Origin of the sequence: Halalkalicoccus sp. NIPERK01 (genome assembly GCF_030287405.1) — an archaeon.
Classification (GTDB): domain Archaea; phylum Halobacteriota; class Halobacteria; order Halobacteriales; family Halalkalicoccaceae; genus Halalkalicoccus.
The window spans coordinates 159,606-181,794 of the sequence record NZ_JASVVV010000006.1; the positions used below are offsets into that span (position 1 = coordinate 159,606).

The 22,189-nt window shown below is 60.1% G+C and carries 20 protein-coding genes; 13 read left to right on the forward strand and 7 right to left on the reverse strand.

Going from position 1 to position 22,189, the window contains the following annotated elements; all coding sequences use genetic code 11:
* Positions 1-13: 13 nt before the first annotated feature.
* The 7 genes from QRT08_RS15795 to QRT08_RS15825 all read left to right on the forward strand — a co-directional run bounded on the left by QRT08_RS15795 (position 14) and on the right by QRT08_RS15825 (position 9,709).
* Positions 14-1,153, forward strand: coding sequence for a glycosyltransferase (locus QRT08_RS15795; protein WP_286046934.1), 1,140 nt, complete (start codon positions 14-16; stop codon positions 1,151-1,153).
* Between the two features lie 12 nt (positions 1,154-1,165).
* Positions 1,166-2,623, forward strand: a complete 1,458-nt coding sequence (locus QRT08_RS15800) for a sulfatase family protein (protein WP_286046935.1) — start codon at positions 1,166-1,168, stop codon at positions 2,621-2,623.
* A gap of 84 nt (positions 2,624-2,707) precedes the next feature.
* A complete protein-coding gene (locus QRT08_RS15805; protein ID WP_286046936.1) occupies positions 2,708-4,213 on the forward strand; it encodes a hypothetical protein in 1,506 nt (501 codons plus the stop codon).
* A gap of 64 nt (positions 4,214-4,277) precedes the next feature.
* Positions 4,278-5,720 carry a flippase gene (locus tag QRT08_RS15810; RefSeq protein WP_286046937.1) on the forward strand — a complete coding sequence of 481 codons (1,443 nt, stop codon included), beginning with the start codon at positions 4,278-4,280 and terminating at the stop codon, positions 5,718-5,720.
* 98 nt (positions 5,721-5,818) lie between these two features.
* A complete protein-coding gene (locus tag QRT08_RS18940) occupies positions 5,819-7,342 on the forward strand; it encodes an O-antigen ligase family protein (RefSeq protein WP_286046938.1) in 1,524 nt (507 codons plus the stop codon).
* 146 nt (positions 7,343-7,488) lie between these two features.
* Entirely contained in the window at positions 7,489-8,673 is a 1,185-nt protein-coding gene (locus tag QRT08_RS15820; RefSeq protein WP_286046939.1) for a polysaccharide pyruvyl transferase family protein, read from the forward strand.
* An 88-nt stretch (positions 8,674-8,761) separates the two neighbouring features.
* Positions 8,762-9,709 carry a glycosyltransferase family 2 protein gene (locus QRT08_RS15825; protein WP_286046940.1) on the forward strand — a complete coding sequence of 316 codons (948 nt, stop codon included), beginning with the start codon at positions 8,762-8,764 and terminating at the stop codon, positions 9,707-9,709.
* A 126-nt stretch (positions 9,710-9,835) separates the two neighbouring features.
* Here QRT08_RS15825 and QRT08_RS15830 read toward each other — a convergent pair whose 3' ends face one another.
* Entirely contained in the window at positions 9,836-10,609 is a 774-nt protein-coding gene (locus tag QRT08_RS15830; protein WP_286046941.1) for a class I SAM-dependent methyltransferase, read from the reverse strand.
* A 264-nt stretch (positions 10,610-10,873) separates the two neighbouring features.
* Between QRT08_RS15830 and QRT08_RS15835 the strand changes: the two genes are divergently transcribed.
* From QRT08_RS15835 to QRT08_RS15850, 4 genes are all read left to right on the forward strand, one after another.
* On the forward strand, positions 10,874-11,119 hold the full coding sequence (locus tag QRT08_RS15835; RefSeq protein WP_286046942.1) for an antitoxin VapB family protein: 246 nt from the start codon (positions 10,874-10,876) through the stop codon (positions 11,117-11,119).
* A gap of 252 nt (positions 11,120-11,371) precedes the next feature.
* Positions 11,372-11,611: an antitoxin VapB family protein gene (locus QRT08_RS15840; RefSeq protein ID WP_286046943.1), complete on the forward strand. Its 240-nt coding sequence runs from the start codon at positions 11,372-11,374 to the stop codon at positions 11,609-11,611.
* Positions 11,608-12,018 carry a type II toxin-antitoxin system VapC family toxin gene (locus tag QRT08_RS15845; RefSeq protein WP_286046944.1) on the forward strand — a complete coding sequence of 137 codons (411 nt, stop codon included), beginning with the start codon at positions 11,608-11,610 and terminating at the stop codon, positions 12,016-12,018. The genes QRT08_RS15840 and QRT08_RS15845 overlap by 4 nt, the downstream gene beginning before the upstream one ends.
* A 196-nt stretch (positions 12,019-12,214) precedes the next feature.
* The gene (locus QRT08_RS15850; protein ID WP_286046955.1) at positions 12,215-13,576 is read left to right on the forward strand and encodes an E3 binding domain-containing protein; all 1,362 of its coding nucleotides are present in this window, start codon (positions 12,215-12,217) and stop codon (positions 13,574-13,576) included.
* A 24-nt stretch (positions 13,577-13,600) separates the two neighbouring features.
* On the opposite strand, the gene QRT08_RS15855 is transcribed toward QRT08_RS15850, so the two are convergent.
* From QRT08_RS15855 to QRT08_RS15875, 5 genes are all read right to left on the reverse strand, one after another.
* On the reverse strand, positions 13,601-14,104 hold the full coding sequence (locus tag QRT08_RS15855; protein ID WP_286046945.1) for a VOC family protein: 504 nt from the start codon (positions 14,102-14,104) through the stop codon (positions 13,601-13,603).
* Between the two features lie 73 nt (positions 14,105-14,177).
* Positions 14,178-15,167, reverse strand: coding sequence for an NAD(+)/NADH kinase (locus QRT08_RS15860; RefSeq protein ID WP_286046946.1), 990 nt, complete (start codon positions 15,165-15,167; stop codon positions 14,178-14,180).
* Positions 15,168-15,170: 3 nt separating this feature from the next.
* Positions 15,171-16,172, reverse strand: a complete 1,002-nt coding sequence (locus QRT08_RS15865; protein WP_286046947.1) for an alpha-ketoacid dehydrogenase subunit beta — start codon at positions 16,170-16,172, stop codon at positions 15,171-15,173.
* Positions 16,172-17,218: a thiamine pyrophosphate-dependent dehydrogenase E1 component subunit alpha gene (locus QRT08_RS15870; RefSeq protein ID WP_286046948.1), complete on the reverse strand. Its 1,047-nt coding sequence runs from the start codon at positions 17,216-17,218 to the stop codon at positions 16,172-16,174. The genes QRT08_RS15865 and QRT08_RS15870 overlap by 1 nt, the downstream gene beginning before the upstream one ends.
* Positions 17,219-17,310: 92 nt before the next feature.
* Positions 17,311-18,273 carry an alpha/beta hydrolase gene (locus QRT08_RS15875; protein ID WP_286046949.1) on the reverse strand — a complete coding sequence of 321 codons (963 nt, stop codon included), beginning with the start codon at positions 18,271-18,273 and terminating at the stop codon, positions 17,311-17,313.
* Between the two features lie 162 nt (positions 18,274-18,435).
* Between QRT08_RS15875 and QRT08_RS15880 the strand changes: the two genes are divergently transcribed.
* Together QRT08_RS15880 and QRT08_RS15885 are read left to right on the forward strand one after the other, a co-directional pair.
* A complete protein-coding gene (locus QRT08_RS15880; RefSeq protein WP_286046950.1) occupies positions 18,436-19,197 on the forward strand; it encodes an SDR family NAD(P)-dependent oxidoreductase in 762 nt (253 codons plus the stop codon).
* 525 nt (positions 19,198-19,722) lie between these two features.
* The gene (locus QRT08_RS15885) at positions 19,723-21,588 is read left to right on the forward strand and encodes an aldehyde ferredoxin oxidoreductase family protein (protein WP_286046951.1); all 1,866 of its coding nucleotides are present in this window, start codon (positions 19,723-19,725) and stop codon (positions 21,586-21,588) included.
* A 163-nt stretch (positions 21,589-21,751) separates the two neighbouring features.
* Here QRT08_RS15885 and QRT08_RS15890 read toward each other — a convergent pair.
* Positions 21,752-22,189, reverse strand: a 438-nt coding sequence (locus QRT08_RS15890) for an isocitrate/isopropylmalate family dehydrogenase (protein WP_286046953.1), incomplete at its 5' end; no start/stop codon positions are given.

A 22,189-nucleotide genomic window follows, 5' to 3' on the forward strand; every position in this document is an offset into this window, starting at 1 on the left:
TCGGATTAACGTAGTGTTCTTCCAGACGGCATCGGAGTCGTTCGGTGGCGGGTCGAAGATGCTGCTTCGGCTGATCAGGGACATCGACAAGGAGCGGTTCGACGTAACGGTATTGTCCCAGTTCGAGGACGAACTGTGTCGCCGACTTGATTTAGAGGAGGCGACGGTCACGATCGTTCCCTATCGTGGTGCGCTAGACGTGTACGACAAAGGGTTGTTGAGACACCCGATTCATAAGAAATTCGCGAGTCTCGGACGGCTCCTCCAATTCAACATCGAAGCGCGGGAGACCCTCTCCGATGCCGACGTCATCTGGTGTGATTGTCTACGATCCGTACTGACGATCGCTCCCTATGGGACGATATCCCCGACACCGGTGATATTGAACATCGGGCTCGGGTACGAATCGACAGGGATCCGTAGGGCACTCAACACCGCGGCACTCACGGTTGCGGATCACGTGTTCATCGAATCGGACCACCAAGCGAGACGACTCTTTACCGAGAGGCAGTATCGAAACAATCGCGAGAAGTTCACGATATTCCACAAGGGAATAGACACGTCCGAGTTTTGCCCGAAAGAGTCCGCCTCGAAAGACGACGAACTTCACGTCGGCACGGCAGCCACGATCACCCCACGAAAAGGCCACGAGTACTTCGTCGAGGCGGCATCGCGAATACTGAAGGAGCGCGATTACGTTCGGTTCTCGATCGCAGGTGACGTGACTAGTGAGGGAGACCGAGAGTACGAACGGATGCTCAAGCAGCGCATCGAACGGGAAGGAATCGGCGATCGCGTTCAGTTCCGTGGCTGGATCGATGACATGCCGGCGTACCTCAACGAATTGGACGTGTTCGTCCTGTCCTCGCTGAACGAGGGGATCCCGGGTGCGGTGCGGGAGGCATTAGCGATGGAAGTCCCAGTGGTCGCAACCGACGTTGGTGGGACCGCGGACGTGGTGATCGACGGCGAGACGGGCTATCTCGTCGAATCGGAGGACAGCGAACAGTTGGCGACTGCAATCGAACGACTGCTTGAGGATCGAGAGAGGCGCGAACGATTCGGAAAGGCGGGTCGAAAACGGATCGTCGACGAGTTCTCGATCGAACAGTACGTCAACAGGTACGAAGAATTTTTATCCCGAGTTGCCTAATTCATGACAACAATGGAACAACCGAATATACTACTGGTCGTACTCGATACCGCACGGGCGGAGGCAGTAATCGATCGGCCCGACGTGACGCCGAATATTCACGAGATCGCGTCCGAAGGAACCACGTTCTCCAACGCGTTTACGACCGCTCCGTGGACGCTACCCTCCCATGCCTCGATGTTCACGGGACAGTATACGTCCGATCACGGCACACACGCAGGCACGAAACGATTCGATCCGGACGTTCCAACAGTTGCAGAGCGACTACAGTCGAACGGGTACCAGACCGTCGCGTTCTCGAACAACACGTGGGTCAGCCCGGAGTTCGGGTTCGACCGTGGATTCGAGGAGTTCAATGTGGGATGGCAGCTGTTCGACGGTGGGGCGGATCTGGCACGGATCGCAAAAGAGAAACAGGGCGTTGTAGATCAATCACGAGCCGTTGGAAAGAAGCTCTTTCGGCGCGATGGATACAAAACGTTGTGTAACGCGCTTTATACGCAGTTCCTTCGCAAGCGATACGACGACGGCGCATGGATGACGAACAAGCGGGTCAAGTGGTGGTTCGACAAGACACGCGACGAAAACCGTCCGTTCTTCATGTTCATCAACTACCTCGAACCTCATCTCGAATACCATCCGCCACGCAAGTTCCGTGAGCAGTTTCTACCAGACGGGGTTGATTGGTCCGACGCCCAATCAGTGAATCAAGACGCATGGGCGTACATCGCCGGAAACGTCGATATGGACGAGGAGGACTTCGAGATCCTGAGAGGACTCTATCTGGCGGAACTACGATATTTGGATCATCGGATCGGACAGCTCTGGACCCGAATGGAATCGCAAGGGGTAGCGGACGAAACCGCCCTCATCATCGTTGGGGATCACGGCGAGAATCTAGGAGAACACGGGCTAATGGATCACCAGTACTGCCTCTACGACACCCTGATCCACGTTCCGCTGGTCGTCCGATATCCGGAACTGTTTGAGGCAGGAACACGGAATGAGGGATTGGTCGAACTGCGAGATCTGTATCCGACGATGCTTGATATTGCAGATATCGATGGTTCCACTGAGGAAGATCTGTCAGCAAATAGTATCGCGAACGACGATCAAACACGAGAGCACATAATTGCCGAGTATGTTACTCCCCAGCCTTCGATGAACGCATTAGAGAGTCGTGTTGGAGAAAGTTCGGAGATATATCAGTATGATCGGGGACTACGCTGTCTCCGCACTCCAGACTGGAAATACATTGAGGGAACCGATGGTTCAACTACACTTTATAACGTCTCCAACGATCCAGATGAACAAATCGACGTTTCGGGAAGTAATGCCGATACGCACATCAAACTTAAAACACGATTAGAGGGGAGAGACGGGAAAATACGGCAGATCGAGGGTCAAACGGCCACAGGTATGAAGAAAAAGACTCAACAGCGGCTTGAAGACTTAGGATATTTACAATAAATGGAGAGGAAAACAAAATTTTGGTTTTACTACCAGTTTTGTCATATCGATAATCATTTAAGAGGATATAAGAATAGATAAACTATGCAAGTAAGCAATCAAATGCGACGATGGGGTGGGACGTTTCTATTACTTGCTCTCGTGATAATAATCTCCAGTGGGATTTACATAACCATTACAGTGGAAGATCAATTTGCGGCGTTGACAGCCATTCTATTAGCATCAATACTGTTCCCCTTGTATCTCTCACTGCGCGCAAGTAGGTTCGAATTATTTGAGCCAATCATTTTCCATAGTATATTTTTTACTATGATTGTTATTGGTTGGATAGAACGAGTATATGTAACTAGAACAGACATCAGTTACGAATTCGTCAATCGAACGTTTACTGAAGGATTCCTCCTCGTAGGAATCGTTCTACTCGTCTTGTTTGTATCAATTATGGCGGGCTATTACACGCTTGGGCCAGCAGTTGCACAATGGTTCGAAAATCGAGGCCACACGATACAAACCATCCTTCAAACCGTTAGCCCCTCCTCTGGGAGAGCTTTTCGGGTAGTTGGTGGGGGGTATATACTTATTGGCCTGCTCAGTATTTTAAGTGCTATTCTGCTGGTTTTCCCGCCTGGCGAAATCTTTTACTTGTACACAACGACTGAGCCGCGAAGCGAGGTTTTTGCCGAAAACGGCGTGTTCATTCTGTTTTCACGCGCACTCTACATCGGTTATCTACTCTGGTTGAGTGGAGCGATCATGGATGGAAGAACGCCATCGATGATCGAGTTCGCATCCGCTATTCCGTTCGCCGGAGCCTTTCTACTGCTCGGCGGCCGCGGGCGTGCAGTCTCGATAATAATTATAGCGATTATATTTTTCTATTATTCCGTAATTGAGGACCTGTTCTCCCTGGAACGGGGTGATTTCGCTCGACTAACGAAACACGTCCCACCTGGCGTACTCATCGTTTGCCTGCCGATCGTAGGTCTCGTCATGGCGATAGGAATCGTGCTTTTGCGAGTGATCCGGCTATCCCAGTCACCAATAGAAGCGCTTACCAGTATCAACCCGTTCTCGATATTGACTGCGGGCGTTCACACGGGAATCTACGATAACTTCCTTGGTCTAGTAGAGATCGTACCGGAGCAGGTCGGGTATTTTTATGGGCTGTTCTACGCTCGCGTCCCGTTAAACTTCGTGCCACGATCGATCTGGCCCGAGAAACCCGTCTCGACATCCGGTGGGCTGTTTCGCCGTATCGCCCTTCCGGACGCCTCGGGAGGACGGCCGCCGGGAGCGATGGGGGAGTACTACCTCAACTTCGGCTATCCAGGTATTCCGCTCATGGGTGCCTTGTACGGCATTCTTCTGTATCTGACGTGGCAACTGATCAACCGTGATCGGGTATCCGTGCTGTCGTTCGTCGTATTCACGCTCCTGTTGATTACTATCGGTAAGAACGGATTGGTGAACAACACGTTGTTTCCGTTGGTCAGTGACCTCGTTCTGCTCATCCCAGCCCTCTTTTTCTTAATGGGCTGGCAGCGCATCTCGTCACCGACGGTTTACAGTCGTCATCACGATGAATCCTAACGGTCGAACCAGTAGCCACTAATGGCAGGACGGATATTCGTTCATAGTTGAGGGACAACACCGAATGGCTCTTAGCGAGAAACTCTCGTCGGATATCATCGTCACTACCTTGGTTAATTTCTCCCAGAAAATCCGCGGGATTGTCTTTATCCCCTTGATCACCCGACTTCTCGGGACGGCCTCGTACGGTGCGTTCATTCAGGTAGAAGTCATTGCGCGAATGTGTGCGGCGATCGCTCGGTTGGGGTTGGAAAACGCACTCATCAAGTTCTCTCAGGAACGAGACGGCTCTCAACTGTATATCACGCTCACGTCCGTCGCCCTCGTTCTCGGTAGCGTCGTCACAGTGAGCGTCTTTCTCACGGCAGAGTCAATCTCCCGTCTGTTTCTCAGTTCGGCCGAGTACACCGCGCTCTTTCAGATCGGATCACTCCTCGTTCCAATCTACATCGCCCAAGACATGGGGCAGAACTACTATCGCGCGGAGATGCGCGTCAAGAGGTTCTCGATTCTAGAGGGTATCAAAACGTACCTGAACGTCGGAACCGTGATCGCCGTTCTCCTCGTGATGAACGGAGGATTGTTCGAGATCGTTGGGGCCGTCACGTTCGTCGAGCTGGCGTTCGCGCTCGTCCTTCAGGGGACCGTATTGCGGGCAACCGGGCTCCATAGGCCGTCGATCTCGGACGTCGGTCCGAGCGTTCGCTACTCAGTTCCGATCATGGTCGGCGACGTATCCGGGATGTTTCAGGACCGGGTGGATCGACTCCTGCTCGGCTTCTTCATCGGTGCGAACGCGGTCGGAATCTATTCGATCGCCTACTCCGTCGCGAAACTCCTCCGTATGTACGCCCTGCCGCTCCGTGTTACGTTCTTCCCCGAATTCAGCCGTCTGTGGGAGGAGGGCGACCAGGAGAGCTGTTATCAGTACCTCGCAAACGGGACTCGCTATCTGGTCGGGCTGGCGGTGCCTTCGGTCGTCGGTCTCTACTTGATCGGTGAACAGCTCATCGGGCTGCTCTCGACGCCCGAGGCCGCGGCCTACGCACCCACGCTCCTACCGATCATCGCGGCCGGAATCATGCTGATCGGGCTGGATACGCTGTACCGTCAGTTATTCTTCGCGTCCGGAAAAACGCTTCTAGTATCGCTTATTCGCGTTGGAGCCTCGCTATTGAACGTCGGGTTGAACGTCGTGCTGATACCGGAGATGGGAGTTATCGGTGCGGCGCTTGCGACGTTGCTGACCTTCATCATTGGATTCAGCGTTTTGTATGGTCTGACCCTCCGAAATTACGAGATCATAGTCGAATGGAAGTTCGCACTCAAGACGCTCGGTGCAGCAGCAGTTATGCTTGCCATCGGTGTTCTGTCCGGTATTCAGAGTCTCGTACTCTTGCTCGTCCTCTGTCCGGTCGTGTACTTCACAGTGCTCATCGGAATAAAGGGAATACGGCCACACGAAGCGCGATTCATTCTCGACTCTATCGGGGCGACGTTTTCCTAAAAAGGCGATTATATATCACGATTGTAAAAGATGTCTATTATACATCACTACATAGAGGTTTTCACAACGTTTATTTCACCTATGTATAATGAGATAGTGTGTCCTTTCCGATAGAATTCATTGCAGAAACGTACACCAGTCCTCAATCTTATTTCTCTAATTATGACACTAATCCGTGGATAGTTTTAAAACTCGCTACTGTGCTCCTTGTGACATTACTTTGGTTAGTTCCAGTCACCCATTTCGTGACCGAACTACACTTACTCGCCCTTTCTGGTCTCATCCTTGTAGGGTATCTCATTGCTATCATCGTCATCAACCGTCCTATTGAGGGAGTAATAGGCGGAATACTCGGACTATCGACTTCTTCGGCGTCGATTCCACTCATTTATGCCGAGACATCACGAGTCAATCTCACACTTAACATAGCGGACCCCTTCGTCGGCCTTTTTCTTGTCATCTGCGGTTATTGGATATATCGAGGTAATTTCCAGCGGCCAACAGGCTTCATCGCAGTTGCTAGTGGTCTGTTGTGGGTGTGCTGGGCTATGCTTGCCGCCGTATTCGGAGCGGGACCGTCGCCGATGACAGCCGCGTTCTTTGCGATTGGTCAAGCGAGATGGATCATCTATCTCCTCGCAAGTATATGTCTAATTTCGGTAATACCACTTCGGATCGGGGTCGTAACCGTCGCTATAGCGGGTGTAATCCATACACCGGTTGCGATCACACAATCGATAATCATCGGTCCACTCGGACTTAGTGCGCTCGGAAGTTCGGCTCGCGAGGCACCGATCACGATGACGCTACTCGGGCAGACGGTCGAAACCGGCTATCCCATCGGAGGCTTTGCGGGTAACGCGACCGCACTAGCAACGATCACGCTCCTCTCGCTTGCCGTTAGTTTGTTCTATCTCGTCCGTGGTGCGAGATGGCAACGTAGTGTTTCGGTAATCGCTCTGCCGTGGATTATCCTGTCGCTCGTGTTATCTGGAAGCGATACTACACTTATCGCGGGAGTTGTCGTTGTTCTTGGAACGGTCGCCACTCTCATCTGGCAGCGCATTCCGAACAGTATTCGAAATACAGTAGCTCGCTCTCGGCTGCTGTTCGGTAGTGCGGGTATCGTCGGAGGTATCGCGATCATTTTCAGCGCATGGCACGTCGGTATTGAATCCCTCTTTACCTACGTCCCCCTCGCTGACGGTGACAATCTCGATACACGGGTAGAAAAATATCAAGCAGCAGTTGATATCGCGCGTGAGTATCCGCTGTTTGGTCTCGGTGGTGCAAACTTCGAACTCGTCGCCGACAAATATATTGACGGTCCGGTGAATGCGATTCATAGTACACCCTTTGAGTTCCTCGCTGGAACCGGCGTAATTGGGCTCCTGCTTTACCTCGTGCTATTAGTTGTAGTGGCACGGTATACCATCCGTGCGATTGATGATCCGAGTACAGATCATCCAATGATGCTTTTGCTGTGTGTTTGGGCTGTCGGGTTTACTATGCTTTCGATGCTGAACCTGATATGGCCGGTACAGACGAGTAACAGTGTATTTTGGATACTTGCAGGGATGGTTGTCGCCAGTAGAGAAGCTCCAGCCATCAGTTCGGTATGAGAATGAATCCATCAATACCAATAGGTAGCTACTCTTCCACCTAATTCGAAATCATCCCCAATCTAGGATATTGTCGTTAAGCACGGCACAGCCCGGAATCGCATGAAAAGAACATCCATATATGGTTTTAGACATTATTTATAGATATGTCTAAAACAATCCTTCTTGATGGCTACTACGGTGCACGGAACATAGGGGATGAGTTGATCCTCACATCGCTCATCCAACTCATCCAGCAGTATAGCGACAGGACCGATACCGATTACCGGATCATCGCCGGTTCGCACAATCCGAACCATACAGTAACACACCACGACGTTGACGCGGCTGTTCCGCGATTCACCCCGTCAATCGACGACCACCGTGCATGGCTTCGGGCTGCCCGCGAGGCTGATGAGTTCTGGATCGGCGGAGGAGGGCTGTTCGGCCCTCGTAAGATGCTGAAATATGCCGCATCAGCGTCCGTCGCACGTTCATTCGGAACGAGAGTCGCAACTGTCGGTATCGGCGTCAGACCGTTCCATGACGGACCGGAACACTCCCGCAGAGTCGCACGTGAATTGTTGCGCCACACCGATACAATCACCGTTCGTGATCGGGACTCGGCGACTTCCCTCTCTGATATCGGCGTGGATCAGCCGATTCACACGCTTGCCGATCCGGTTTTTGGTTACGATATCGTTGCGGATAGGTATGCCTCGATTCCGGCGAGCGTTGACCGGCAGTTGGATGACGAAACGCTCGTTGTTTCCGTTCGCGAGCCGGAGGTACGGAATCTCGATAAAACGGCACTAGCCGAGACATTAGATAGAACACTTGAGTCGACGGGATGCTCAATACTGTTCGTGCCGTTTCAGACGAACCGAACACCGAGTGATGTTACTGTCGCCGTGGGCATCGCGAATCGAATGAAAAGTAATCAGATATCCGTCGTTGAAGAAGAGATTGGATTCCGAGAGATGGTGCAGGTACTAGAGGCTGCGCCGCTCGTTATCGGGATGCGCCTTCACAGCATTATAACTGCTGCCGTTGTTGACACACCTGTTCTCGGCCTAGCTTATCATCCGAAATGCGAATCTATTCTCCGTCAACTTGGACAGGACCCGATCATTTGGTGCGACGCGATCGACACCGACCGTCTTTCGACGGCGATCATCGGCGCCTGGGAGGAGGGAACACCCTACGTTTCGGAAGCGAAGGCTACCTTGCGGCAGGACGCTCAGTCCCTAATCGAAACCGTCGAAAAGGGGCAATCGGCGTGTTCACCGGTTCGGATACCGCTGTTGACCGCCGAGGTCGTCCGAGCAGGAACCGAGAAACTCCTCTCGTAGATGATCGGAGAGATCGACGAAATATGGATAGCTGTAGTTGGTCCTATAGAACAGTAGGTTGATACCAGTTCGAACATCAGATGAAATTATGACTACCTCGAAGCGCTCCGTCTCGGTTATCATTCCTACGTATAACGATCCCGAATTTCTCGATCAGTCGATAACGAGCGTTCTCTCCCAGACCGACACGGACGCCAGCGTCGAGGTGATCATCGTCGATTCGAGCGACGACGACCGCGTGAAACGAATTGCCGAGGGATACGGATCGGACGTTCGCTACTCGTGGATCGAACCGGACGGCGTCGCGAGCGCCCGAAACCACGGTCTCGATCTGGCGACGGGCGATATCGTCGGTTTCTGTGACGCCGACGACTACTGGCACACCGAGAAGCTCGCACACCAGTTACCGGAGCTAGTGGACGGCACGGATATCGTCTATTCCGACGAATATCTGGTCGACAACGAAACGACGTATCGGCTTTCGTCGCTTCCTGTACGCTCACCGGAAACCCATCACGTGAACTACTTTCGCAACGGTGGCGTCGGGTCGCGCTCCGTGCTCGCACGAACCGAGTGTTTCGACGCCGAACGCTTCGACGAGCGGTTCCAACTGCGCGAGGACCCCCACCTGTGGACGCGGCTGTTCGCACAGTTTCGGCCCGCCCGTGTCGACGAAGCGCTCTCGTACAAACGACGGCGGACGGGGTCAATTACGGATGATATCGATCTCGCATACGAGATGAAGATGTTAGAGATAAGTGATCTCGTTAAACGCTATCCTGAATTAGAACCCTATCGAAAGGAGCGAGAGATGCAGGCGAAACATGAATACGGAAAGCGTCTTCTCTCCGATACGAATCGAGTAGCGGAGGCGCGCACACATCTTCGAGATGTCCTCCAAAGTGACCACTACAACCAACGGACAGTACTGCTCTACATGATCACGTTACTCCCACGCGGTAACAGAACGGTGGTGCGCACGATACAACATGGCAAGTGGAGATTTTCAAAAATAAAAGAGATACTCCAGCACTAGGCTGGCACACCTACGATGAACTCCAGTTGGGACCGAAAAGCCGTACGGGGACGATGACTGCCGCGCCGAAGCGACCGAGTGGCTCGGCTGCCTGCCTTCTCAGTTCGTGACCGTCACGGTTCCGAGCTACTGATCGGCCAACTCCTTCGATTCGTCTTCCTCAACCTGTGAACCATCAACCGAGTAGTGAGCGAGATAGAGCAGGTGGTTCCGTACGTCCTTCGAGAGCACGTACTCCAGCGCGACGAACAGGACGTGGACCGGCAGCCACCGGGTGTACGCCGTCGGTCCAGTATAGGTATCGATCGACTCGACCGTCCAGCCCTCGACGTCCCAGAGGTCCTCGTACCGTCCCCAGCGGTAGTACGTCGGGTAGTGATCCCGCCGGACCTCCGACTCGCCCTGGAGCGTGAGGTAAAACACGTGGAACCAAAACGGCGTGAGGGCGGCCACCGTGGCGTAGTAGTGTGCCGGGTTCGGCACCAGCAGGACGACCTCGCCGCCCGGCCGGAGCACGCGATCGATCTCGGCCAACGCGCGGGCGGGATCCTCGAGGTGCTCGAAGACGTACTCCGAGAACACGAGGTCGAACGAGTCGTCCGCGAACGGCAACCGCCCGCCACAGCCGACCACCCGATCGCGCACGCCGTGCTCGGCGAGCGTCGAGCGGTTCGTATCGAGGGCCACGACCCGTCCGCCCGTCGCCGAGGCACGTTCACCGACCCGGTAGGTGTCGCGCCCGGCACCGAGGTGGAGCGCGCGCTCGAACGAACGGGCGGCGACGCGGGCCCGGTACTCGCGCAGACAGTCGCCACGCCCCCCGCCGTCCATCCCGACCGCGCTCTCCAGTCGCTCGTTGAGCGTTTTCATCCGCTCGCGCAGACCACCCAGCGCCTCCATCACTTGTGATATGATGTGGGAAATCAGTGACAGTATATAAATCATGCTGTCGAAGCGATCGGTGCTGCTTCGTGACCGTTCACCTCACATCAGGCGGGATCGACTCCGAGATCCGGCCCCGACCGTGGCGCGATCACCGACTCTCTCCGATCGCCTGAACTGTTCGAATCGGCTCTATCCTCTTCGTACAAAGAGCACACACGGTCGCTCAGTCCCCGTGAACTCGCCGACACGCCTACCACTGAGGACATACACGGACACGATATGAGAACTAAAACGATCTCGCTCACCGAGGAAGCCTCCGAGCGGCTCGAAGCCGCGAAGAAGGACGGGGAGAGCTTCTCGGACGTCGTCAATCGGATCTCGCCCGGCGTTCGCCTCGAGAACCACTGCGGACCCTTGACGACGAGGCGGCCGAAGACCTCCGGGAGGCGATCACGGAGGGGAGAGAACACCGACGGACGACCCGAAGTGCGCGCCGCGATCCGATCACCCCCAATTGTCGAGTGACGAGTCCAAACGGTGGTCTTCGATATAACGCGGATCGAGACTGAAGACGTGTGCATCGCGGCGACGGCGCTCCAGACCGAGACCACGGTATTGACGCGCAACACGATCACGTCGGCCGGATTCCCGGCGTCACTGTCGAATCGAACGACGAAACCAGCCACGAGGACCACGAACGGATCGCCGTCCCCGACACCGACCCGGGATCGAAGGCCTTCCCGAAGTATTTTGCGTATAGGTACCCATACGTAACTCATGAGCAAGAACATCGCGATTTCCGACGAGGTCTATGAGGCGCTCAAACGCGAGAAGGGAGAGCGGAGTTTCAGCGAGGTCATCGAGGCGAAGCTCGAAACCGGCGGGAAGATCGCGGACGTCACGGGGGCGAAGATCCTCGAGCGGGAAACGTCCAAAGCGGTGACGGACGATATCGGGAGGATGAGTCGGGGTACCGTCGCGCGTATCGACGAAACCACCGACGACCGCGCTCGATGAAGCTCCTCGATACGTCGGTACTCGTCGATATCGATCGTGGCGGCGTCGGCGAACGGGTGCGGAAGCTCGACGACGCTGGACGCCATGCCATCAGCATCGTGAGCGTTACCGAACTCCAGCTGGGGATCGAAAAGCAGTACGGGGACGACGACAGCCGCGACGAAGCGACCGAGGAGTTCGAACGCCTGCTCTCCCGGTTCGAGATCCTCCCGCTCACCAGACCGATCGCGACCGATGCCGCAACCATCATCGCCGATCTCCAACGCCGGGGCGAGCCGCTACACGACCTTCACGACGTCTACATCGGCGCGACCGCACGGACCGAACGGCTCGCCGTCCTCACCGCGAACGTCGATCACTTCGACCGGATGGACGACGTGCGGGTCATCGACTGGCACGGGTTTTGATCCGTCCACTACAGCGAGCGTCGCCCGATCCGAATCGGGAGCACGACCCATCCGTAGCCGCCTCTCGACGGTCGCGTTTCTCATACCGAACTGAGTGATCTGGTCTACGAGGTCGGTGACGCGGTCGACCCCGGTCGAGGAACGGGATTTTTATCACCGGCCCTCGTCCGGTGTTGTCATGGGATATGTTGTCAAGATGCCGAAGTTGGGACTCGAAATGGAACAGGGAACCCTCCTCGAATGGTATCTCGAGGAGGGCGATTCCCTGGAAGAGGGCGAGGTGCTCGCCGAGATCGAATCCGAGAAGAGCATCGGCGAGATCGAGGCCCGCGAGGACGGCGTCCTCCGCCTGGTCGATCTCGCCGAGGGCGAGTCGGTCCCCCCGGGGACGCCCATCGGGATCGTCGCCGGCGCCGACGAGGACATCGCTGACCTCGAGACCGAGTTCGACGGGGGAGACGAGGCGGCCGCGGCCGAACCCGCCGAAGGCGAACGCGAGGAGGCTGTCGAGGCGAGCAGTGACACGGAGACGGCGGCGACCACGCAGGAATCGGGCGCGGACGCGTCGGCCGAGCAGGTAAAGGCCTCGCCGCGTGCGAAACGCCGCGCCGAGGAGCTCGGCGTTTCCCTCCCTACCATCGACGGAACCGGCCCCCAGGGCGCGATCACCGAGGACGACGTCGAAGCCGCGGCATCGGGCGACGAAACGACTGGCGATCGGCCGGCCGCCGAAGGGGTGAAGGCCTCCCCACGGGCGAAACGCCGGGCCGAGGAACTCGACGTCGACCTCACCGCGGTCGACGGGACGGGACCACAGGGTGCGATCACCGAGGAGGACGTCGAGTCGGCAGCCGAAGCCGAAACCGCGGAGGCGCCGACGGAAGCGATCGAATCCACGGTCGCCGAGGCCGACCGGGCGGACGTGCGCGCGGGCCGGTATCGGACCGCGACGCTCGTGGTCAGCGGCGCCGACGCGGACGCGGTGATCGAGGCGACCGACCTCTCGGGGCGGGCGTTCGACGTCGAGACCTCCCCGCTCGACGCCCTGCTCGTGGCGGCCTCGGCGGCGCTTACGGACTGTCCCGCGTTCAACGCGACGTTCGAGGACGGGACCCACCACCTCCACGGCCACCAGGACGTCGCGCTCGCGACGGAGTCGGACGGCGACCTCGTCAGGCCCGTCCTGGAGGCGGTCGAAACGCGGCCCTTCGCCGAACTCGTCGAGATGCGACGCGAGACGACCGAGGAGGCGGTCGCGAGCGGCGTCTCGGGCGGCCGCGCGACGTTCGCGCTCGCGCTCGACGGGGAGGTCGGTGGCGACCTCGCGGCCGTCGTCACGCCGCCGACGGTCGCGGGGCTCGTCGCCAACGTCTCGCGGCGACGGGCCGTCCCGGCCGAGAACGGCGTCTCCCTCGAGCGGTGTCTCTCGCTGTCGCTCGCGTACGATACGCGCATCCTCGGCGACGCGGACGCCGAGGAGTTCCTCGGAGCCCTTCGCGAGCGGATCGGGGACCTGCCCGAACTCGTCCTGCGGACGTACCGGGAGCAGACGCCCTGATCGCACACGGCCGAACTGCGCGGTTCACGCGACGGAGTACGTCTCGTCCGGTTCGGGCATCGCCTCGAGGTTCGTCGCCGTCTCGAAGATCACGCCATTGAGCGCCGATCGCGTGTCGAAATACCAGTACGGAACGCCCGCGAAGTTCCCGCTCTGGAGCACTCCCACCCCCGCCTCGACGAACCGGTCGACGACCGCCTCCGTGTCCTCGAACGCGAAACACGCGACGTGGTGGAGGCCCTCGCCGTGTTCTTCCAAGTGCTCCGTGTAGATGCTCTCGCCCTCGAGGGGTCCGATCATCGTCCCCGCGACCTCGCTCAGGGCGAGTATCATGGAGTAGTCGTGTGGGTCGCCCCGATAGGTCGTCTCCGAGAGACGGGGCGGTTCGAACCGGTAGACCTCCCACGGGCCGATCCCGAGGATCGACCCGAACCGATCCACGCCGTCCTCGATGTCCCTGACGACGAACGCGACCTGTGTGATCTCCGGAATCTCGATCCCGACGGATGGGATGGTACCGTTGCTCATGATTTGTGTGAGAGACGGGACGGTGATCGACTTATACGTTCGTGCCGAGTTCGGGGAGAAGCAGAGAGGAGCGTCAGTTCGTTTCGAACGTGCCGTCGTGGGCGGCGCGCTCGAAGGTCGCCTCGATCGAGACGAGGCGCGGTGCCCGATCGGCCGACCGGAACTCGACGCGTTCGTCGACGACCTCGAGTTCGCGCTCGCCGTCGGCGCCGATGACACCCTCCTCGACTTCGGCGGTCATCGACTCCCCGTCGGCCAGGCGACGGTGTTCCTCGATCCCCACCTCGGCGACAACGCCGGGGGCGACGATCGCTCGGACCGTCCGGGGGGCCGCGTCGGCGTCGACGAGGCGGAGGCCGACCGCCCCCGACTCGGCCGCCACCAGCGGTCCGAGCGCGCCCGCGACGCTGCTGAGGCCGATGTCCGCGGGGTTCGCCCGCGAGACGATCCCGCCGGCGAGGTCGGCCGGATCGAGCATCGCCCGCGTGCCGACGAACGATCGGTTCGAGAGTTCGACCGACGCTAGCCCGGTGACGGTCTCGTCCGACCCCGTCCGGGCCTCGACTATGCCGTGGCGAGCGGTGACTGCGTCTGCGTCGACCGCGCCGGTCGCGACGAGCGCGGCGGCCGCCCCCGCGACCGTCCCGTCGACGGCGTTGGGAACGACGTTGTTGGTTCCCGTCGAGACCGGGAGCAGCGGGACGTCGCCGCATTCGAGGGCGGTATCGCGGCTCGTCCCGTCGCCACCGAGGACGACGATCGCATCGACCTCCTCGCGAAAGCGTGCCGCCGCCCGGCGGGTGTCCGCGGCCGTTCCCTCGGGGGCGAGATCGAGTAGCGCCGTCTCGATACTCGGCGATTCCTCGGCGGCGCTCGCGGCGATCCCCGCCGTATCCGGCATCAGGAGTGCCGTCGGCGGGTCGGAGACGGCTCCCAGCCCTTCGAGAACGCATTCGGCGACGCGGCGCTTCGCGTAGTTGTCGACGACGGTCGCGCCGCCGGTCAGCCGCCGGATGTCGCGTCCCGCGGCCGGGTTGACGATGAGACCGATCCGGTCGCTCACCGCTCAGGCGATCCGCTCGATGGCGTCCCTGACCTTCTCGCCGTCGGGCAGCACCTCCCCTTCGAGCGGGGGGCTGAACGGGATGTGCGTATCGGGCACGCCCACCCGCTGGATCGGTGCGTCGAGACTGTAGAAGGCGTTCTCGACCGCGCGGGCCATCACCTCGGCGTGGACGCCGTACGAGAGCGGGCTCTCGTCGGCGACCACGAGCCGGCCCGTCTTGTTCAGGCTCTCGACGATGGTGTCGGTGTCGAGCGGGTAGAGCGACCGGAGGTCGATCACCTCGACGTCGGTCTCGCCGTCCAGTTCGTCGGCCACCGAAAGCGACTCGCCGACGAGGCGCTGGGTCGCGACCACGGTCACGTCCTCGCCCTCGCGCTCGACGCTCGCCTCTCCGAGCGGGATGGTGAAGTCCTCGTCCGTGGGCACCTCGCCCGATTGCTCGTAGATCATCTTGTTCTCGAAGAAGAAGACGGGGTCGTCGGAGCGGATGGCCGATTTGAGCAGGCCCTTCGCGGCGGCGGGCGTGCCGGGGGCGACGGCCAGCAGCCCCGGGAAGTGGGCGATCCAGGCGTGGACGGTGCCCGAGTGCTGGCTCGCCGCGCCCATACCCCCGCCCTCGGTGGTGCGGACGGTGACCGGCATCTCGGTCTTCCCGCCGAACATGTAGCGCATCTTCGCCATCTGGTTCATGACCTGTTCCATCGCCACCCCGAGGAAGTCCGAGAACATGATCTCGACGACCGGGCGCGAACCGGTCGCGGCCGCGCCCGTCGCCGCACCCATGAACCCCGACTCGCCGATAGGGGTATCCCGCACGCGGTCCTTGCCGAACTGCTTGTGAAGTTCGCCGGTGACGTCGAGGACGCCGCCCATCGTCGCGATGTCCTCGCCCATGAGGAAGACGTCCTCGTCGCGGTCCATCTCCTCGCGCAGCGTCTCGCGGATCGCCTCCCTGACGGTCATTTCCTCCGTCTGTTCGGCCTCGAGTCCGGCACTCGCCATCAGCGCTCACCCCCCTTGGGACCGCTGCCGTCGGCCCGCAACTGCTGGGCGAAGCTCGTGATCTCGGGAACCTCGACCGCGAACATGTCGTCGTAGGCTTCCTCGGGGGTGGGCTCCTCGGCACTCCGGGCGTACTCGAGGGCCTCCTCGATGGTCGCCTTCGCCTCCGTGGTGAGCTCCTCGAAGCCCTCGTCGGTGAGTTCGCCGCGGTCCATCAGGCGCTCGGCGAACGAGTCGATCGGGTCACGCGCCTCCCAGCGCTCGACCTCGTCGTCCTCCCGGTACAACTCCTCGTCGCCCTCGAAGTGGCCGTGGAACCGGTAGGTCTCGGCCTCGATGAACGTCGGCCCGTCGCCGGCGCGGGCGCGCTCGCGGGCCTCGAGCACGGCCTCGTTGACCGCGGTGACGTCCATGCCGTCGACGGTGATCCCCGGAACGTTGTACGCGCCCGCGGTCGCGCTCAGGTTCTCGACGTTGTGCTGTTCCTCGACCGGGGTTCCCTCGCCGTAGTGGTTGTTCTCGACGAGGAAGATCACAGGTAAGTCCCACGTCGCCGCGAGGTTCGCCGCCGAGTGGACCTGTCCCTGCGCGACCGCCCCGTCCCCGAGAAACGACAGCGCGACGCGGTCCTCGCCCTTGCGATCGATCGTCAGCGCCGCGCCCGTCCCGAGCGGCGGGCCGGCCCCGACGATGCCGTTGGCCCCGAGCATCCCGGCGTCGACGTCGGCGATGTGCATCGAGCCACCCTTGCCGTTGCAGTAGCCCTCGCGCTTGCCGTACAGCTCGGCCATCATGGGCTTCGGGTCGAGCCCCTTCGCGATACAGTGGCCGTGTCCCCGATGGGTGCTCGTGATGTAGTCGTCCTCCTCCAAGGCGGCACAGGCCCCGACGCCGACCGCCTCCTCGCCGATGTAGAGGTGGACGAACCCCGGGATCTCCCCGTCGGCGAACCGCTCGCCCGCCGTGGTGTCGAACCACCGGATCGTGAGCATCCGTCGCAGCGCTTCTTTCCGTCCCGTTTCCGTCTCCAGATCAATGCTTGGCATCACCACCCAAGACGTAACGATCGATATTAATCGTTGGGTGCTATCAATGGACAATATCCCGGGGTGGTACGCGTGTCACCGATCGAGGGCCGTCAGTCGTGGTAGGCGTTTCGCAGATCGCTCGCGAGATCGGCCACCGCTTCACGGGCGCGATCCCACTCGGGGTCGGCGAGCATCGTCAGGAAGCCGTGGATCATGTCGGGGTACTCCAGATGGTTCACGGGGACGCCCGCCTCGTCGAGACGGTCGGCGTACGCCCGCCCCTCGTCGCGCAGCGGGTCGAAGCCCGCGGTCAGGACGGTCGCCGGCGGCAGGCCGGCGAGGTCGGACGCTCGAAGCGGCGAGGCGTACGGGTGGGTGCCGTCGAGGTCGGTTTCGAGGTAGTCGTCCCAGAAGCGCTCCATGTCGCCGCGCGTGATGAAGTAGCCGCTCGCGTTCTCGGTGTAGGAGTCGGTGTCGAACGCGTGATCGACCACGGGGTAGACGAGCAGTTGGCGGGCGAGGTCGGGACCTTGGCGATCGCGCGCGAGGAGCGCAACCCCCGTCGCGAGCGTCGCTCCCGCGCTGTCGCCGCCGACGGCGATTCGGTCGGGATCGATGCGGACGTCGCCGTCGAGGTCGGGGTCGGCGGCGAGCCAGTCGAGGGCGGCATAACAGTCCTCGAGCGGCGCGGGAAACGGCGATTCGGGCGCGCGGCGGTAATCGACGGCGACGACGACACACCCGGCGGCGTTCGCGAGCGCGCGCGAGGCGAGATCGTGCGTGTCGAGGTCGCCGACGACCCAGCCCCCGCCGTGGAAGAAGACGAGCGCCGGTCGTGGCCCCTCGATATCGGCGTCGCGGGGATCGTAGATCCGGAGCGGTATCGGGCCGTTCGGGCCCTCGATAGCCGTCTCGGAGACCAGCCTCACCGGTTCGGGATCACCGTCGGGCACTGTCAGATCGAGATATGTGTCGCGTGCCTCCGGGACCGACTGCCGATAGAGGGGTGGAACGCCGCTCGCCGAGAGGTCGTGAAGCAGCTCCTCCGCCTGTGGATGGAGTTCCGTCGCCATTGCTCTGGTACCGATACCCACGTTCTGCTCGCTAGCTATTAACAGTGCGTGGCCACCGCGATCGGTAGAGCATCGTTCGAGAAAACGGAGAACGGAAGGTAGTGGTCCGTGTTATCGGATGTCGTAAGTCCCATTACAGCTCGCGAAAGCAGGAGAGTGACGATGGATCTCGACGGACGGACGGCGTTGGTCACCGGTTCGAGCCGCAACATCGGCCGGACGATCGCGACCACCATGGCGGAAGCCGGTGCTGACGTCGGAATCACGGCCCGGGACGACGAAGAGGGCTGCAAGGATACCGCACGGGAAGTCGAGGCAGCGGGCAGTAACGCCGCCGTTGCACTCGGCGACTTGGCGGAGCCGGCGGACATCGAAGACATCGTAGGACGGATTCGAGAGGAACTCGGGCCGATAGACGTTCTGGTCAACAACGCGACCGTTCGACCGATGACGCCCTTCTTCGAGGTCGAACCCGCGGAGCTGGATCACGTTCTAGACGTGAATCTGAAGGGCCAGTTCCTGCTGACGCAGCACGTCGTGTCGGATATGCTCGACGTAGGCCACGGTTCGATCGTCAATCTGATCGGTGCGATGGTGTTCCTCGGGAGAACCGGGAAGGCACACTCCTACGGGAGCAAGATGGGGATCGCGGGCTACGTCCGACAGCTCGCCTCCGAGTTCGGCCCGGAAGGCATCCGGGTGAACGGGCTCTCCCCGGGACTCATCGATACGGATCGAGACGAGACGTTCGCCGGCCACGAAGAGGTCATCGAGGCCACGCCGCTCCAGCGGATGGGCACCACAGAGGAGGTCGCGGACGTCTGTTGTTTCCTCGCGTCCGATCGGGCCTCGTTCATCACGGGGCAGGTGATTCACGTCAACGGCGGCAGCTACCCGACGCCGAACGTGATCACGCCCGAGTGAGGGGATCGACGGTGACGCTACGAGGGAATTCTTACGTGACGTTCGGAAGTATGAGGTATCCTCTGGTGCCCACGTTCGAACACACGAGTCGAGTCGATTCACACGGGGTCGCTTGAGCAGCCAATCAGGGCCGGTTAACTGCGATATAGCCCGTGTTCCTTCCCAGTACCTCGTAGACGATCTTCGGGCTTGAGAGCGGGTTCGCGGCCAACACTCCCCCCGAATCCAGGGCCGAACTACCGATCCCTGCTGAACGAACGGATGGAGGAAGCGTAGCTGTCGCTTCAGCGCTCAACGTCTACCGAAGTACCTGCTCACTGTACACGGTGGCATCGATCATCGAAAAGTCCATATACGGGATCTATACTAACTAGAGGTGGTACATACGTGTGTGGCTCTCGATCCGGAGGAAAAGGGAGCTCCGAACGTTTATTCTCCCGGTCGTGGTAGCGGGTAGCACATGTACACGACGGTAGAACTCCGATCGGAGAGAACCACTCTATACCCGCTCTCGGTGGACGCAGTATGAGTCGCGCTCTGCCCGCCTGCTACGGTGGCGAGATCCTCCACGTCAGACTCGACACCGGCGGTATCGAACGGGAGCGGATCGATCCGGCCGACGCTCGGCGCTTCTTGGGCGGGAACGGACTCGCCGCGAAACTCGTTTCTGACCACGTTCCGACCGACGCGGATCCGTTCGACGCCGAAAACGTCCTCGTGTTCGCCGTCGGCCCGATGACTGCTACACCATTTCAGTCGACCAGTCGCGGCGTCGCGGGGTTCATCAGCCCCATGACGAACGGCTTTTTCGACAGCACGTTCGGCGGGAGCTTCCCACAAGCGCAGAAGACGACCGGCTTCGACCTCATCGCATTACACGGCAAAGCCGACGACCTCTCGTACATCTACGTCGACGAGAACGGCGCCGAGTGCAAGGATGCAACCGACCTACAGGGTAAGGACACCTACGAGACGTGCGAGGCGGTCCGCGAGCGCGAGGACGAAGGTTACTCGACGCACGTCATCGCCGCGGGACCGGCGGGCGAGAACCAAGCGCGCTATGCGTGTCTCGTCCACCAAGGTCGTGATCGAGAAGGGGTTGCCGGCCGAGGCGGCGCCGGGGCGGTGCTCGGGTCGAAGAACGTCAAGGCCGTCGCGATCCGGGAGGGTTCGTTCGAGCCCGAAGTCGCGGCCGAATCCGAGTTCCGCGATCTCACGGCCGGCCAGATGGGGCGGCTCATGGAGGAGACCGAGATGCTCCAAACCTACGGGACCTCCGGGCTCGTCAACCCGATCAACGAGATGGGAAAACTTGGCCGCCGGAACAATCAGACCGAACAAACGACGGACGAGAACGCGGAGGCGGTCAGTGGCGAGACGCTCAAAGCGGAGTACATCACCGAGGACACGACCTGCGCGAACTGTGCCGTTCGCTGTGGGAAGCATGTCAGCATCGAGAGCGAGGGGCAGACCGAGGCGAAGATCCCCGAGTTCGAGAGTCTGTTCGGCACGACGACCATGCAGGACGTCTACGACATCCAGCGCGTCATTGAGGCGAACGACCTCTGTGACCGGCTCGGTATGGACACGATCAGTTGGGGTGTCACCGTCGCGTTCGCCCGTGAGTGTTACGAGAAAGGGCTGCTCACCGACGAGGACTCGCCACATCTCGAGTTCGGTGACGCCGAGGGCCTCGTCGAACTCGCGAAGCAGACCGCCCATCGCGACGGGTTCGGCGACATCCTAGCGGAGGGATCGTTCCGGGTCGCGGAACAGCTCGACGACGAGGCTCAGAAGTATCTCCACGGACGGATGGGCCTCGAGTTCGCCGCCCACTCGCCGCGCGGACTGAAAGGGATGAGCATCGGGTACGCGACGTCTACTCGTGGTGGCTCGCACCACGATACCCGCCCGACGCGCCAGTATCAGGGGGTTCACGACGAGACGACCGACGGAACTGCGGAGTTCGCCGCCCGCTCACAGCACTATACCGCGCTCGGGGATTCACTAACGCAGTGCCGGTTCGTGAGCGAGGCGGGCTGGGGTGATCAGCTCAACGAGAAGTACCGTGACGCGATCAATCTCGCGCTCGGGTGGGAGCTCTCGCTGGAGGAGGTCGAGGAGATCGGCGAACGGATCTACAACCTCGAGCGGCTGATCAACGTCGAGCGAGGCGTCGCAAATCGCGACTCGGACACCCTGCCGTATCGAGTGATGCACGAGCCGATTCCTGATGGCCCGAGCGAGGGACTGTATTGTCCGCCGGAGGAACTCGAATCGATGCTCAAGGAGTACTACGCGTTCCGCGGGTGGGACGAGGACGGTACACCGACACCCTCGACGCTCTCCCGATTGGATCTAGCGTCGGAGACCGCTGAGAACCGTAGCTAACTGCGACCGTTCTCGACCCAGTTTGCGACGTTCCTCGATGTTCTCACGGCGATGCCGTGAGCGTCCGAGACGCTCGCTACGACAGCGTCCACCAGTTGGCCGTTAGGCCAACTGTTCGATGTTGTCGGATTCCGACGGAATCCGACTGCCCGAAGAGCTCGCCTTAGGCGAGCTCTTCGATGTTCTCGACGATCGCCTCGGCGAACTCGCTCGTCGCCAACTTCTCCCCACCCTCGATCTGGCGCTCCAGGTCGTACGTCACCCGCCCCGACGAAATCGTCGCCTCGACGGCGTCCCGAACGAGGTCGGCGGCGTCGTCCCAGCCCAGATACTCGAGCATCAGCCGCCCCGAGAGGATCATCGCCGTCGGATTCACCTTGTCCTGGCCCGCGTACTTGGGCGCCGACCCGTGGACGGGTTCGGCGAGACACCGCCCCTCCCCGAAGTTCGCGCCGGGCGCGATCCCCAGCCCGCCGATCTGCGCGCCACACGCGTCCGAGAGGTAATCGCCGTTCAAGTTGGGTAGTGCCAGCACGTCGTACTCATCAGTTCGAGTGAGGATCTGCTGGAGCATGTTGTCCGCGATCCGGTCGTTAACGAC